This window comes from Vibrio sp. 1F169 (assembly GCF_041439605.1).
Lineage (GTDB): Bacteria > Pseudomonadota > Gammaproteobacteria > Enterobacterales > Vibrionaceae > Vibrio > Vibrio tasmaniensis_A.
Map to the genome: position 1 here is coordinate 59,640 of NZ_JBGOOI010000008.1, position 14,811 is coordinate 74,450.

The 14,811-nt window shown below is 46.4% G+C and carries 13 protein-coding genes; 6 read left to right on the forward strand and 7 right to left on the reverse strand.

All coding sequences use genetic code 11. The annotated features are described in order from the left end of the window. Positions 1-16: 16 nt before the first annotated feature. Positions 17-499: a type II secretion system protein M gene (locus tag ACED53_RS05325; RefSeq protein ID WP_009848017.1), complete on the forward strand. Its 483-nt coding sequence runs from the start codon at positions 17-19 to the stop codon at positions 497-499. A gap of 7 nt (positions 500-506) precedes the next feature. Beyond that, positions 507-1,286, forward strand: a complete 780-nt coding sequence (locus ACED53_RS05330) for a type II secretion system protein N (RefSeq protein WP_017099556.1) — start codon at positions 507-509, stop codon at positions 1,284-1,286. A gap of 121 nt (positions 1,287-1,407) precedes the next feature. Here ACED53_RS05330 and cysQ read toward each other — a convergent pair whose 3' ends face one another. The 4 genes from cysQ to ACED53_RS05350 all read right to left on the reverse strand — a co-directional run bounded on the left by cysQ (position 1,408) and on the right by ACED53_RS05350 (position 4,576). Beyond that, positions 1,408-2,235, reverse strand: coding sequence for a 3'(2'),5'-bisphosphate nucleotidase CysQ (cysQ, locus tag ACED53_RS05335; protein ID WP_017099555.1), 828 nt, complete (start codon positions 2,233-2,235; stop codon positions 1,408-1,410). Positions 2,236-2,271: 36 nt separating this feature from the next. After that, complete coding sequence (nudE, locus tag ACED53_RS05340) at positions 2,272-2,823, reverse strand: ADP compounds hydrolase NudE (RefSeq protein WP_029225318.1); 552 nt, start codon at positions 2,821-2,823, stop codon at positions 2,272-2,274. Between the two features lie 345 nt (positions 2,824-3,168). After that, complete coding sequence (gene nfuA, locus ACED53_RS05345) at positions 3,169-3,753, reverse strand: Fe-S biogenesis protein NfuA (protein ID WP_009848013.1); 585 nt, start codon at positions 3,751-3,753, stop codon at positions 3,169-3,171. Positions 3,754-3,862: 109 nt separating this feature from the next. Next, entirely contained in the window at positions 3,863-4,576 is a 714-nt protein-coding gene (locus ACED53_RS05350; protein WP_017099553.1) for a ComF family protein, read from the reverse strand. Between the two features lie 93 nt (positions 4,577-4,669). On the opposite strand from ACED53_RS05350, the gene bioH reads away from it, so the two are divergent. After that, positions 4,670-5,446 carry a pimeloyl-ACP methyl ester esterase BioH gene (gene bioH / locus ACED53_RS05355; RefSeq protein ID WP_009848011.1) on the forward strand — a complete coding sequence of 259 codons (777 nt, stop codon included), beginning with the start codon at positions 4,670-4,672 and terminating at the stop codon, positions 5,444-5,446. A gap of 353 nt (positions 5,447-5,799) precedes the next feature. After that, complete coding sequence (locus tag ACED53_RS05360; protein WP_009848010.1) at positions 5,800-6,273, forward strand: hypothetical protein; 474 nt, start codon at positions 5,800-5,802, stop codon at positions 6,271-6,273. A 267-nt stretch (positions 6,274-6,540) separates the two neighbouring features. Here ACED53_RS05360 and ACED53_RS05365 read toward each other — a convergent pair whose 3' ends face one another. Continuing rightward, positions 6,541-8,871 carry a Tex family protein gene (locus ACED53_RS05365; RefSeq protein ID WP_017099552.1) on the reverse strand — a complete coding sequence of 777 codons (2,331 nt, stop codon included), beginning with the start codon at positions 8,869-8,871 and terminating at the stop codon, positions 6,541-6,543. A gap of 673 nt (positions 8,872-9,544) precedes the next feature. Then, positions 9,545-10,024: a transcription elongation factor GreB gene (greB, locus tag ACED53_RS05370; RefSeq protein WP_017099551.1), complete on the reverse strand. Its 480-nt coding sequence runs from the start codon at positions 10,022-10,024 to the stop codon at positions 9,545-9,547. Between the two features lie 178 nt (positions 10,025-10,202). Between greB and ompR the strand changes: the two genes are divergently transcribed. Together ompR and envZ are read left to right on the forward strand one after the other, a co-directional pair. Further along, complete coding sequence (gene ompR / locus ACED53_RS05375) at positions 10,203-10,922, forward strand: two-component system response regulator OmpR (RefSeq protein WP_009848007.1); 720 nt, start codon at positions 10,203-10,205, stop codon at positions 10,920-10,922. A gap of 308 nt (positions 10,923-11,230) precedes the next feature. After that, positions 11,231-12,526 carry a two-component system sensor histidine kinase EnvZ gene (gene envZ / locus ACED53_RS05380; RefSeq protein ID WP_371715240.1) on the forward strand — a complete coding sequence of 432 codons (1,296 nt, stop codon included), beginning with the start codon at positions 11,231-11,233 and terminating at the stop codon, positions 12,524-12,526. Positions 12,527-12,593: 67 nt separating this feature from the next. On the opposite strand, the gene recG is transcribed toward envZ, so the two are convergent. Then, the gene (gene recG, locus ACED53_RS05385) at positions 12,594-14,672 is read right to left on the reverse strand and encodes an ATP-dependent DNA helicase RecG (protein ID WP_029225316.1); all 2,079 of its coding nucleotides are present in this window, start codon (positions 14,670-14,672) and stop codon (positions 12,594-12,596) included. Positions 14,673-14,811 lie beyond the last annotated feature (139 nt).

Sequence of the window (14,811 nt, forward strand, 5' to 3'; positions counted from 1 at the left end):
CGCAAGGAGATCAGTGATGAGAAATATAATTGAGCCACTCCAAGCGTGGTGGACTTCAATAAGTCAAAGAGAGCAACGATTAGTCGTTGGTTGCTCAATTTTATTGGTAGTAGGTATCATTTATTGGGGGCTAATACAGCCCCTCAGTCAGCGAGCTGAACTGGCACAGAGTCGCATTCAAAGTGAAAAGCAACTGCTGGCTTGGGTTACCAATAAAGCCAATGAGGTGGTTGAACTAAGGGGCAATGGTGGCATTAGTGCTAGTCAGCCTCTGAATCAATCCGTGCCCGCATCTATGCGTCGCTTCAAGATTGAATTGATACGAGTGCAACCACGTGGCGAGATGCTGCAAGTGTGGATTAAACCTTTGCCATTTAATCAATTTGTTGATTGGCTGACATACCTGAAAGAAAAGCAGGGTGTTGAGGTTGAGTTTATGGATATTGATCGCTCTGATAGCCTTGGGGTTATTGACGTCAACCGACTACAGTTTAAATGAGGTTAATGTGAAACGCGGTTTATCTTTTAAGTATGGTTTGTTATTTAGCAGCATCTTTATCGTTTTTTTCTCGGTAAGTTTGTTGCTGCACTTGCCGGCTTCTTTTGTTCTCAAGCATGCGCCCGTTGTACGTGGTTTAAGCATTGAAGGTGTTGAGGGCACGGTTTGGCAAGGTCGCGCTAACAATATTGCGTGGCAGCGTGTCAATTACGGCTCAGTGCAGTGGGACTTCCAGTTCTCTAAGCTATTCCAAGCCAAAGCAGAACTTGCGGTTCGCTTTGGACGTAACAGCGATATGAACTTATCTGGTAAAGGGCTTGTCGGGTATAGCATGAGCGGTGCTTACGCGGAAAAATTAGTGGCATCAATGCCAGCTAGTAACGTGATGAAGTATGCGCCAGCGATACCTGTGCCAGTGTCTATTGCAGGACAAGTTGAACTGACTATCAAACATGCGGTTCATGCTCAACCTTGGTGCCAATCGGGTGAAGGTACGCTTGCTTGGTCTGGCGCTGCGGTTGATTCTCCGGTTGGCTCGTTAGATTTTGGCCCTGTGATTGCTGACATCAGTTGTGAAAACAGCACTGTTTCAGCGAAAGGTAATCAGAAGAGTGCTCAAGTTGATAGTGAGTTTTCTGCGAGCGTAACGCCAAATCAAAGCTACACCTCGGCCGCATGGTTTAAGCCGGGCGCTGAATTCCCACCTGCGATGCAGAGTCAGCTTAAGTGGTTGGGCAACCCTGACAGCCAAGGTAAGTACCAATTTACTTATCAAGGCCGTTTTTAGCTAAATAGCTAAGGGTTACTAAACGACGAAATATAAATAAAACGGGCACCTCAGTGAGGTGCCCGTTTTATTTGTTCTGAGAATCTAGAGGATATCTGACGGTTAAAGAGAGCAAGTAAGCCTAGTCTTTACCTTGTAAGATTTCTGCCCACGGTAAGTCAGCATCACCAAGCACAATGAAGTTCGGGTTCTCAAGCGTCTCTCTTTCATTGTACGAAAGCGGCTCTAACTGGGTACTTAAGATTCGTCCGCCAGCTTCTTCAACAATGCACTGGGTTGCTGCGGTATCCCACTCTCCGGTTGGTCCAATACGTAGATAACAGTCCACAGCACCTTCTGCGACTAAACATGCCTTAAGCGCAGCAGAGCCAAGAGGAACTAAGTCGTAGTTCCAAGCAGAGCTCATACGATTAGTGATTCGATTGATGTCTTGGCGGCGACTGATTGCCATCGCGATCGATTGGTTTGGCAGCTCGTGACGATGCGTTTTGATTTTAACGCTGTCATTAAGGTCTGGAATTTTCCAAGCGCCTTTGCCACTGTAAGCGTAATAACTCACACCTGAAACGGGTGCGTACACGACGCCCATGACCGGCTTGTTATGCTCAATTAAGGCAATAATTGTCGCGAAATCACCACTTCTTGCAATGAACTCCTGCGTACCATCCAGCGGATCAACCAACCAGTAACGATCCCATTGAGAGCGTTGCTCTAGGCTGATGTCGGCGTCTTCTTCGGATAATACGGGAATATCAGGCGTCAATTCACTGAGTTTTTTTAATATCAGCTTATGTGCTGCAAGATCGGCACTGGTTACGGGTGTGTCATCACTCTTGGTGAACTCTTCGTAATCCTTTTTCTCATAGATTTCTAAGATGAGCTGTCCAGCCGATCGTGCGATCTCAATGACTGGAGGGAGGAGGTGAGACAAATCTTTTGTTATTGGCATAAATATTCTCTTACTCTTCGAGCGAGCCTGAATGTTCTAATTATTGTTTAATACACGAAGGGCTAATAGTAGAGCTGTAATACTGCGAGCCTCACAGAAGTCGAGATGCGTTAACAGTTCCTCGGCTTGAGCAAGTGGCCAGCGCACAATGTCGAGTGGCTCTGGCTCATCACCTTCTAGTTTCTCTGGGTAGAGCTCTTCTGCGATAAACAGCGTTATTTTGCTAGAGAAATAAGAGGGTGCAAGGATCACTTCTTTTAGAGGAGTCAGCTTGTTGGCACCAAAGCCAATCTCTTCTTTTAGTTCACGAACGGCGGCTTCATTTGGTTGTTCGCCTGGATCAATTAGACCTTTTGGGAAGCCGAGTTCATAGCGCTCTGTACCCGCAGCGTATTCACGTACTAACAGAATATCGCCTTGTTCAGTAATCGGAACCATCATGACTGCGTTTCGGCCGCTGGGCTTCATACGTTCGTAAGTGCGCTCTTCACCGTTTGAAAAGCGTAAATCGAGAGACTCGATAGAGAACAGTTTTGATTGAGCGACAGTTTGCTGAGCCAAAATTTCTGGTTTGGTCCTTTTTGTCATTGCGCTCACTCCTTAACTCATTGGAATTCTTTCTTATAAAGTCATTCTAATATAGGGGAAATGACGGTGAGTTCCTAGATCCCAGCTTTCATATCCTAGAATTATTGGATCAGGAACCGATTGCGATCACTTGAATACCTTACTGCAAATGGTAACGCCTCACCATTATTGGTATTGAACGGGAAATATACGGTTGAGGAGTGCTTTCGCTGTTTTAAACACAAAAAAAGGTTGATGCTTGCGCATCAACCTTTTCATTGAATCTTTAACTATCTACTGGCTAAGACTGTATGAGTGCTTAGTTGTAGGAGCACTTAGTTGTAAAGTGCCTAGTAGTAAACATGATTAGTAGTAAGAGTGCTCACCGCGATCGTGTTCAGTTGCATCACGAACGGCTGTCAATTCACCTTCGAATTGTTGAAGAAGTTCTTTCTCGATGCCTTCTTTTAGCGTTACATCAACCATAGAACAACCGTTACAACCACCGCCGAATGCAACGATAGCAGCACCTTCTTCAGTGATCTCTACTAGGCTAACGTGACCGCCGTGGCCAGCAAGCTGTGGGTTCACTTGGGTTTGGATTGCATACTCAACACGCTCTATCAGAGTTGCGTCGTCTGATACTTTACGCATTTTAGCGTTTGGTGCTTTAAGCGTTAGTTGAGAGCCCATTTTGTCAGTCACGAAGTCAATCTCAGCTTCGTCTAGGAATGGCAGGCTTAACTCATCTACATATGCAGAGAATGCTTCGAAAGACAGTTTTGTATCAGACGCTTCGATAGCATCTGTTGGGCAGTAAGAAACACCACACTCAGCGTTTTGTGTGCCTGGGTTTACCACGAACACACGAATGTTTGTACCTTCAGGCTGCTGTGACAGCAGATTGGCAAAGTGAGTTTGAGCTGTTTCTGTAATAGTAATATTTGACACGACGAATACCTGAGTAGATTTGTAGGTTATTAGCGCCATTCTACTCCTGTCAGACTTGTAATTCAGCCCTTTTTTGTTGGATTGCTGTACAAGTAGCGATTCACAGCTTCTATCCAGAGGGTTCAGGAGTGCGGCAGATGCAGTAAATATCAATCCTTTTCACACCTACTTCAAGTAGTAATTGGCATAATTGATACACAGTACTGCCGGTGGTTACAACATCATCAATTATCGCGACGTGAGAGGGGATGTTTCCTTGAAAGTCTTGTTTTCGAAGCGTAAAAGCACTCTTTAGATTGTGCAATCGTGCGGATTTAGTTAGCCCTTGCTGAGAAGCTGTTGAGCGAATTCGACAGAACAGCACCTCATCTTTAACGCCAAGTTCTTGAGCTGTGTAATTAGCGAGCAGCTGACTTTGATTAAAGCCACGGTGAATATATCGACGCCAATGCAGAGGGACACTGGTGAGCATCGAAGCTGGATGTTCGATACGTGAAGCCAATAGCTTTGACAGATCGCGTGCAAACCAAAACTTATCGGCGTACTTCATTTGCTGAATGTAACGTGCTGTTGGAAAGGTGTAGTCCCCAACACAATAGAGACGATGCCAAGGTGGAGGCTGTGATAAACATTGCCCGCACTGCTCTACTGTGAGCAGCGTTTTTAAACCACATCGTTGGCAGCGAGGAACTGGCTCAAAGAGTTTGAAACAAGAATTGCACCATCGAGGGTGTGCGTCGTCGGGAAGCTTATCTAGCTTGCACAGGTCGCATTGAGGTGCGACCAGACGTGGTGTGTGTTTTTGTAGCCAATCGGATAACATAGCTCGTGATGCTTTTGGGTTATGGTGTTCCTTTTACTCACAATACTGAAAAGCGCGGATTATCGCTGATGGAAAAAGTAGGGAATATCGAGAATGAGTGACACGTTATATTGGCATGTTTCTGGGCAAGGGCCTGATTTAGTGTTGGTTCACGGCTGGGGAATGAACGGTGCGGTATGGCAACAAACCGTTGATGCGTTAGAAGCTGATTTTCGAGTGCATGTTGTTGACCTTCCTGGGTATGGACACAGTTCTCATTGCCACGCTCAAGATCTTGAAGAGATAGCTCAGCAATTGTTGGCCGAAGCTCCAAAGCAGGCTATTTGGGTCGGTTGGTCACTGGGTGGCTTGGTCGCAACACACATGGCTTTGCATCACTCAGATTACGTAAGCAAATTGGTGACTGTTGCCAGTTCTCCTAAATTCGCCGCTGCAAAAGAACCCGTGTTATGGCGAGGCATTCAGCCAAACGTATTAAGCGCATTTACCGAACAGCTGGTTGAAGATTTCCAAACCACTATCGAACGCTTTATGGCACTGCAAGCCATGGGCAGCCCTTCTGCAAGGCAAGATGTAAAACAACTCAAGCAAGCGGTACTGTCTCGTCCGCTTCCGAATCCTGATTCTTTATTGGCCGGCTTAAAGATGCTGTCTGATGTTGACTTGCGTGAACAACTGCCGGAGATTTCAGTGCCTATGCTGCGTTTATACGGGCGACTGGATGGATTGGTGCCAATCAAGGTAGCAAAAGATCTGGGTAGAGCGCTGCCTCATACCGAGCAATATATATTCACGCAGTCTTCACATGCGCCGTTTATGACAGAAGCCGATGCCTTTTGCAGTGAATTAGTTAGCTTCGCGCAAAAATAATCACTAAATTTATTGCCGGATTGGTCGATATATAACCTAATACCAATCACAGTAAGTAAGTGTTCGAAAATAGCGTAGGAAAAAGGCTTGAAAACAAGGCTGCTTTTTTTTGACAAGTAATTTTGATAAGTAGTTATTCTACAGTCAAAAGTTCTAACGCCGTTATCGAGCATTTTAACAAGCTAGGATGAGCAGTTATTTACTACGATTGGTATAACACCAAGGCATTGCATGATACTCAGACCTAACTCTCTCATGAGTTGATTGCGGTAAGTTGGGCTATGCCTGTTGTGCTGACTCAGTACGACAGCGTTATGGCAACAGTGATGGGCGATTCTTGAGGAGAGTTCGCGATGATTGTGTCACCTGCAACTGCAGTAAGTGTGCCACTAATCGCCCCGTCCGTTAATGTGCAAACAGAGCAAGTTGCGCGTGATAATAGAGTCCGAGAACCTGTTGCTCCCGCAGTAGCATTGGCGAGAACCAATGCAGAGCGTAAGGTAAAATCAGACGATAAACGAAGGCAGCAGTCGGCTTGGGATCCTTCAGACCATCCAGGTTATGAAATGGAGAACGAGTCAGAGGCCAATTCGGTTAGCCATGAAAAGCCACAAGATCCTTTTGACAGGCTGTTCAGCTTATTGGCTCTGAGAACATACAGTGCTGATCAAGGAAAGGGCTATACCATGCGTTTCCGCCTGCCAAAGCATGTTTTAGATGCGGCGATTCAGGAGGGACAGATGGAGAAACGACGTAAGGTCATAAAATATCATTATGGTCATGCTGTTGCGCCTCATGCTCCGTCAGAGATGTTAGTCGTATTATAGTTATACTCTTCATACTTGAAGCTGCTGCGTTGTTAACTGCGTAAGTTCACCCTAATCACATAGAACCTCTATGCTCATAGGGATGAACTTCATTCCTTTGTAGGGAAAAGGTTGCCTAGCTGCAACTCCAATTATTTTGAGTATAAGCACGAAGAATACAACCAAGCTTCGATGTCTTTTTTGAACACATAATAAAAAAACCTGCATACCCTAAGGGATGCAGGTTTTCTGTTTTAAGCACATCCGTTTTGCAGACGAGCTAACGGATTACTTTTTCGCTTTAGCGAAGGCAGCTGCGAAAGCACCGCCCATCGCAGCGTTTTGTTGCGGCTCCTCACGACGGCGTTGTCCACCTTGTGAGTTTTGATTTGGTCGGCTTTGCGTACGAGGCGCACTTGAACGTTGCGCTCGGTTGTCTTGGCCTGGTTCATCTTTCATACGCATACTTAGTGCGATACGTTTACGCTGAACATCCACTTCCATCACCTTCACTTTCACGATATCACCCGCTTTCACCACTTCTCGTGGGTCAGAGACAAAGCGATCGGTCAGTGCTGAAATGTGTACCAAGCCGTCTTGGTGAACACCAATATCGACGAACGCACCGAAGTTAGCCACGTTTGAAACCACGCCTTCTAAGATCATACCGGGTTCTAAGTCAGACATGCTATTTACGCCATCGGCGAATGTTGCCGTCTTGAACTCAGGACGAGGATCTCGCCCCGGTTTATCCAGCTCTTTGATGATGTCGGTTACTGTCGGTACACCAAAATTCTCATTAGTGTAATCAACCGCATGTAAGCCACGTAAGAAGTCTGTGTTACCTACCAGAGATTTGATGTCTTTGTGGTTTTTCTCGGCGATGGTTTTCACCAATGGGTAAGCTTCTGGGTGAACCGATGATGCATCTAGCGGGTTCTTACCATCCATGATACGCAGGAAGCCAGCACACTGTTCAAAGGCTTTTGGCCCTAAACGAGCGACTTTTTTCAAGGTAGTACGCGCTTCGAAACGACCATTCTCATCACGGAAGTCGACGATATTTTGAGCGATGGTGCTAGAAAGACCAGCGACACGAGTCAGAAGCGCTGCAGAAGCGGTATTCACATCAACACCAACGGCGTTTACACAGTCTTCGACAATCGCGTCTAGGCGCTTAGCAAGCATGGTTTGGCTCACATCGTGTTGGTATTGGCCCACACCGATCGATTTAGGGTCAATCTTCACAAGCTCTGCTAGTGGGTCTTGTAGACGACGCGCAATAGACACCGCACCACGAATCGAGACATCCATATTCGGGAATTCTTTTGCCGCTAGCTCAGAAGCAGAATAAACCGATGCGCCCGCTTCGCTAACAATGATTTTCTGTGCTGTTAGGTTGCCACGCTTAATCACATCAGCCACGAAGCTGTCGGTTTCGCGTGAAGCCGTACCATTACCAATCGCAATCAGGTCAACGTTGAACTGACGAACCATCTGCTCAACAACGTGCGCAGATTTGTCGTATTGCTTCTGTGGTGGGTGAGGGTAAATGGTCTCTGTTGCCAGAACCTTACCGGTTGAATCTACAACTGCGATTTTTGAACCGGTACGTAAACCCGGATCCAAGCCCAAAGTTGCTCGAGGGCCAGCAGGCGCAGCCATCAACAAGTCTTTAAGGTTGGTTGCGAACACCTCAATCGCTTCGATTTCACCGCGTTCTTTCATCGCGCCCATAAGCTCAGTTTCCATGTGCATAGAAACCTTGATACGCCATGCCCAGCTAATCACTTGTTTACGCCATGCATCCGCAGGAGCGCTGCTTAGGGTAATACCGTAGTGATCAGAGATGATGTTTTCGCAGTATGAACCGCGTACACTTTCTTCTTGTTCAGGATCAGCATTCATTGCCAACGTTAAGAAGCCTTCATTACGGCCGCGCAACATGGCAAGGGCACGGTGAGAAGGCACTTTGTTGAGTGTTTCGTTGTGTTCGAAATAGTCTTTGAATTTCTCGCCAGCTTGCTCTTTGCCTGCCACAACACGTGAAACGAGCTCAGAGTTGCGTGTTAGATGTTGGCGAATCTTTTCAAGTAGGTTTGCGTCTTCTGCAATACGTTCCATCACGATTGCACGTGCACCATCTAGCGCGGCTTTAGTATCAGCAATGCCTTTATCGCTGCTGATGAAGTTAGCGGCTTCGGTTTCAGGATCGTGCTGTGGTTCATTCCAAAGTGTATCGGCAAGTGGCTCTAAGCCTGCTTCAATCGCGATTTGACCTTTGGTACGACGCTTTGGTTTGTATGGCAGGTATAGATCTTCTAGGCGAGTCTTACTGTCGGCTTGAGTGATATCACGCTCCAGTTCTGGCGTGAGCTTGCCTTGGTCTTGAATCGATTTCAGGATCGTTTGGCGACGATCGTCGAGTTCGCGAAGGTATGAAAGGCGACTATCAAGGTTACGTAGTTGGGTATCGTCTAAGCCACCCGTGACTTCTTTACGGTAGCGGGCAATAAAGGGAACGGTGTTACCGTCGTCAATTAGGTTGACTGCGGCGGTGACTTGCTCTGAACGAACATTCAGTTCTTCAGCAATCAGTCGACAGATAGCTTGGCTCATCCGATGAATCTCTTATTTAATATCATGACAAATACATGGGGGTGAGCGTACGCTTTTTCTAGCTTTGGCTGTGTAATTATCCTGTCAGAAGTCGAATTTCCGTTTGTGATACCCACTTTGTGCGAGATCTCTCACACGTGGTGTGCGACTAAGTCACTTTAAATCGATGAAATCGTCTTAAAAGCTACATAAGTTATTGATTTTGTTTGATTGTGTGTTTGTGGGCGTATTTCTCACCTGAAATGTTTTTTGGGACTGTCTAGGAAAGTTGCCCAAATACCGTAATATTTAACTTGTCGACAGGGAGTTGGCAGGAACAGGAAAAAGCCTAATGGACTAGGTATCTTCAGGATGAAGATTTGATTACTTAGGATGAGTGGTCAGCAAGGAAGTGATAATCTCTGGATGAGATTCGCCAGTCAGGATGACAGGCTAGAATGGACACCGCTAGGATGGCGATGAACAAAAAGGAAATTGGTTAAAGGATTTAGCCACTATCAAGGAAAGATGCAGGGAGCACCTTATCTCGAAGAGATAAACAGTAGCCGGATTGCTGCGATAGAGACTTAACCCCGTCAGGCGAAAGCCTAGCGGGGTTTTCTTTTATCTAGCGTTTGTGATTTTAGAGCGTGTGCTTTAGCTTCTGCCGTTGGCAAGTCAGAGGACGGGGCGGTTAATTTTCTACGTAGTGAATCGCGTTAATGAACCACTCTTTGTCGCCTTCCGGTGTGGTTACCGTAAACTCGTCATCCACTTCTTTCTTGAGCAGAGCTCTAGCCATTGGTGAATCTATAGAGATATAGCCTTTAGCATCGCCGTAGATCTCTTCAGGACCGACAATGCGAAACTTCTTAATTTCCCCATCATCATTCTCAATCTCGACCCAAGCACCGAAAAATACCTTACCTTCTTGTTGTGGCGAGTAATCCACGATAGTGACATCTGGTAGGAATTTGCGTAGGAAACGCACTCGGCGATCAATCTGACGAAGCAAACGCTTATTGAAGGTGTAATCTGCGTTTTCTGAACGATCTCCAAGGCTTGCAGCCCATGTGACTATTTTGGTTATTTCTGGACGCTTCTCGTGCCATAAGTGGTCATGTTCTGCTTTGAGCTTGTTATAACCTTCGCGGGTGATAAGTTTGGTTTTCATAAATCTGACTTAATGAAATGATGATCTAAGATAGAATATATAGAAAGGCAACATACGTTAACAATTATTTAGGCGACTTTTCCCTCAATAATGTTACATTTTTAATGTCTTATACCAATATACAATTTACCAAGAATGCTTAACCTTAGGTTTAAGCTTTAATAGGTGGAACCATTACATGCAAGAAAACTACAAAATTTTAGTGGTCGATGACGATGCTCGTTTACGTGCACTGCTAGAACGCTATCTGTCAGAGCAAGGCTTTCAAGTGCGTAGCGTGGCAAACAGTGAGCAGATGGACCGCCTGTTAACCCGTGAAAACTTTCACTTGATGGTATTGGATTTAATGTTGCCGGGCGAAGACGGTCTTTCTATCTGTCGTCGTCTAAGAAACGCAAACAACTCGCTACCAATCCTGATGCTGACGGCAAAGGGTGACGAAGTGGATCGCATTGTGGGTTTGGAAGTGGGTGCTGATGATTACCTGCCAAAACCATTTAATCCACGTGAACTGCTTGCTCGTATCAAAGCGGTAATGCGTCGCCAAGTGATTGAAGCACCGGGCGCGCCAAGCACAGAAGAGTCTGTGGTTGAGTTTGGTGAGTTCCGCCTAAACCTAGGTACACGTGAAATGTTCCGCGGTGAAGAGCCTATGCCTCTTACCTCAGGTGAATTTGCGGTTCTGAAGTCACTGGTCACTAACGCTCGTGAGCCAATGTCTCGCGATAAGCTGATGAACATGGCTCGTGGCCGTGAGTATTCAGCGATGGAACGTTCTATCGATGTCCAGATTTCGCGTTTGCGTCGTCTAGTAGAAGAAGATCCAAGTAAACCTCGTTATATCCAAACGGTGTGGGGCTTGGGTTATGTATTCGTTCCAGATGGCAAAGCTGTGTAATCTAGCTTTGCTCGTTCTGTGATTCAGAATTTATTATTTACGGGTCATCTCATTAATATGCGATGGCCCGTTTTGTATTCAGCACAATGAGAGATACCAATCGTAGTAAATAACTGCTCATCCTAGCTTGTTAAAACGCTCGATAACTTCGTTAGAAATTTTGATTGTAGAATAACTACTTATCAAAAATTGCAGCCTTGTTCTCAAGCCTTTTTCCGGCGCTATTTATGATCATTTACTTACTGTGATTGGTATTACAGCTATAGTTCCCACTATATTCCTTTATCATCCCTCACTTTAGGTCTTCTATGCGCATACGTAGCTCCTTTACTCAGTCGATAGTGCTCTTCTTAACCCTATTGGTTGCTAGCCAAATCTTTTCTTATTACGCGGTGTTCAATTATGCATTGATGCCGAGTTTGCAGCAGTTTAATAAGATTTTGGCTCACGAACTAAACCTAGTATTGGACCAAGGCAGTGATATCGAGATTGATGCGCCACTGCGTCAGCGTGTACTTGAGCAGCTCGGGGTGACCGTTCATGCCAAGGACAGTGAAGCGTCGGGCGAGTACTACCATGCGGTCGCGATAGACCTGATGAGTGAGGAGATGACCAAAGAGCTCGGCTCTGAGACCGAAGTGCGATTGGTTTTGGGCAAAGAAAGTTACGTGTTGTGGATGGACATTGCGCAGTTGCCTAACTCCTTGATTCGTATTCCCCTGTCTGAGCTCCAAGAAGAAGACTTTGCGCCTCTATTTCGTAACAGCCTGATCATGGCGTTGTTGATAGTTGCTGGTGGGTGGCTGTTTATCCGCTTGCAAAATCGGCCGTTGATAGCCCTAGAGAAAGCCGCGCAAGGTGTTGGGCGAGGTGATATTCCACCGCCCTTACCAGTACAAGGTGCACAAGAGATTCGCTCGGTAACTCGAGCCTTTAATCAGATGTCGAAAGGCATTCAAGAACTCGAAGAAGATAGAGCCCTACTCATGGCGGGTATCAGCCACGATCTGCGTACACCACTCACGCGTACTCGCTTGGCGACTGAGATGATGTCGCCAGAAGATAGTTATCTAGCGGAAGGGATCATCAGTGATACTGAAGAGTGTAATGAGATCATCAGTCAGTTTATGGATTACCTAAAGCCTGTGGATCGAGACTCATTCCAGGCGGTATTTGTCGATGATATTGCGCGTGAGGTCTCTAGCTCTGAAGGAGGCTATGAGGTTCAGATTGAAACCGATATTCCAGAAACCATGAAACCTGCGTTGGGTAACCCGATCGCGATGAAGCGTGCGGTGAGTAATTTGGTGGTGAACGCGCTGCGCTACGGTAATGGTTGGGTCAAAGTATCGACTGGCATGACAGCAGATAACAAACTGGCTTGGGTAACGGTAGAAGATAATGGTCCGGGTATTCCACAAGACCAGATCGGGAAGCTGTTTGAACCGTTTACTCGTGGTGACACGGCTCGTGGTAGTGAAGGGACAGGTTTAGGCTTGGCGATCGTGAAACGTATTGTCAGCCAACACCAAGGTGCGGTGGTGGTGAATAACCGCAGTGAGGGGGGCTTAAAAGCGCAGATCAGTTTCCCTGTGAAACCTTAGGCTATACGCACGAAAAAGGCTTCCTTGTAGAAGCCTTTTTACGTTTTAAGCAAGATATGAGGGCGAATTACGCCTTAGAATACACATCGCGTTCACCCAGCCAGCGGTTGATGATCGCCTTGGCGTTGTCTGGGTAGCTATCGTGAATATGACGCGCGATACGCTGCACTTCAGGTATCAAACGTTGGTCACGGACTAAGTCGGCAATTTTGAAATCAGCCAAGCCTGTTTGTTTGGTACCAAGTAGTTCACCGGGGCCACGAATCTCTAAATCACGCTGAGCAATAACAAAGCCATCGTTACTTTCACGAAGTACCCCTAAGCGCTTCTGAGCGGTTTTAGATAGTGGGGAGTGGTACAACAGTACACAATGGCTTGCGACCGAACCTCGGCCAACACGGCCACGCAGTTGGTGCAGTTGCGCTAGACCAAGACGCTCTGGGTTCTCGATGATCATTAAGCTCGAATTCGGTACATCTACACCTACTTCAATCACGGTTGTAGCAACCAACAGGTGCAGTTTATTCTCTTTGAATTCCTGCATCACCGCTTGTTTCTCTGCGGGTTTCATTCGGCCATGAACCAAACCAATTTTTACGTCGGGCAGTTTGCGTTGCAGCTCTTCTGCCGTATCCGCTGCAGCTTGAGCTTCTAGTACTTCCGATTCATCAATCAACGTACACACCCAGTAGGCTTGTTTACCTTCATTGAGACACGCATTACGTACGCGCTCAACAATGTCATCACGTTTGGTATCTGGTATCGCCACGGTTTGAATTGGTGTTCGCCCCGGAGGTAGTTCATCAATAATTGAGGTTTCGAGGTCTGCATAGGCCGTCATCGCTAATGTTCGTGGAATCGGTGTTGCCGTCATCACCAATTGGTGAGGGTAATAACCTTGCTTAGCGCCTTTCTCACGCAGCTCTAGTCGCTGGTGGACACCAAACCGGTGTTGCTCATCAATGATCACTAAGCCAAGGTTTTTGAATTCGACATGCTCTTGAAATAGCGCATGAGTTCCCACCACCATTTGCGCTTCGCCGCTGGCAATACGTGTTAGTTCAGTTTCACGAGCTTTGCCTTTGAGCTTACCTGCTAGCCATCCAACTTGAATATCCATTGCCTCAAACCAGTTGGCAAAGTTAATCGCGTGTTGTTCCGCGAGTAGTTCAGTGGGTGCCATCAGTGCTACTTGTTGACCGTGTTCGAGTGCGCGAACCGCCGCGAGTGCAGCGACTAAGGTTTTACCAGAGCCCACATCACCTTGCACTAAACGCATCATAGGGTGCGGCTTTTCCAAGTCAGCTTCGATCTCTTTGGTCACTCGTGTTTGGGCATTGGTTGGTGAAAACGGCAGCTGAGCCAGTAGCCTATCTTTAAGAGTGTTTACTGGAGGAAAAGGCATTGCCTTGTCTTGCTGCCCTTTGCTACGAACAGACAACATCGACAGGTTTTGAGCCAGTAACTCTTCCATAATTAGGCGCAGTTGCGCAGGGTGCTTGCCTTCATCAAACAGCTCTAGGTCAATTCCCGGAGGTGGTCTGTGAATGGTATGCAGTGCTTGTGCGAGGGTAATTTGGTGGTCGTATAAACCTGATGGGAGAAGCTCGTTAACCGCGGCCTTGTCGATCAGCTCTAAGGCTTGGTCAGTGAGGTTACGCAGCGTGACTTGTCTTAGCCCTTCAGTGGTTGGATACACTGGAGTCAGGTTGGCTTCAATGTCTGGTTGTTGCCTAGGAGCAAAGAATTTGTAGTCAGGGTGAACAATCTCAAGCCCCATATTGCCGCGCTTGATCTCACCATAAGCATGCACTTGTTTGCCTTCGGCAAAGTTATTCTTCATTCCTGCAGTAAAGTTGAAAAATCGCAGAGTAATCGTGCCGTTACCATCGCTGATCTTTACTGCGAGCATCTTACGTTTACCGAAAATGGTATCAACATGCATCACCTTGCCTTGCACTGCAGCCCACAGTCCGGCATGCAGCTTTACGATGGGATAGATACGAGTTCTATCTTCATAGCGCAAAGGCAGATGAAATAGCAGGTCTTGTACATTGTTAAGCCCAACCTTTTCCAGTTTCTCGGCGACTTTTGCGCCGACTCCAGATAAAGAGTTGAGAGGGATAGCAGATAAAAGCTGTGACATAACAAGGCTCATAAACGTAAGAGAGATAATCTATTCAAGCATTTTACTGGATTTTTGTACAGGCAGGAATGGAGTCAGATAAATTCGAGGATTCAGTTATAAAAAATCCCCTTAAACGATAAAGCATTAAGGGGATTTC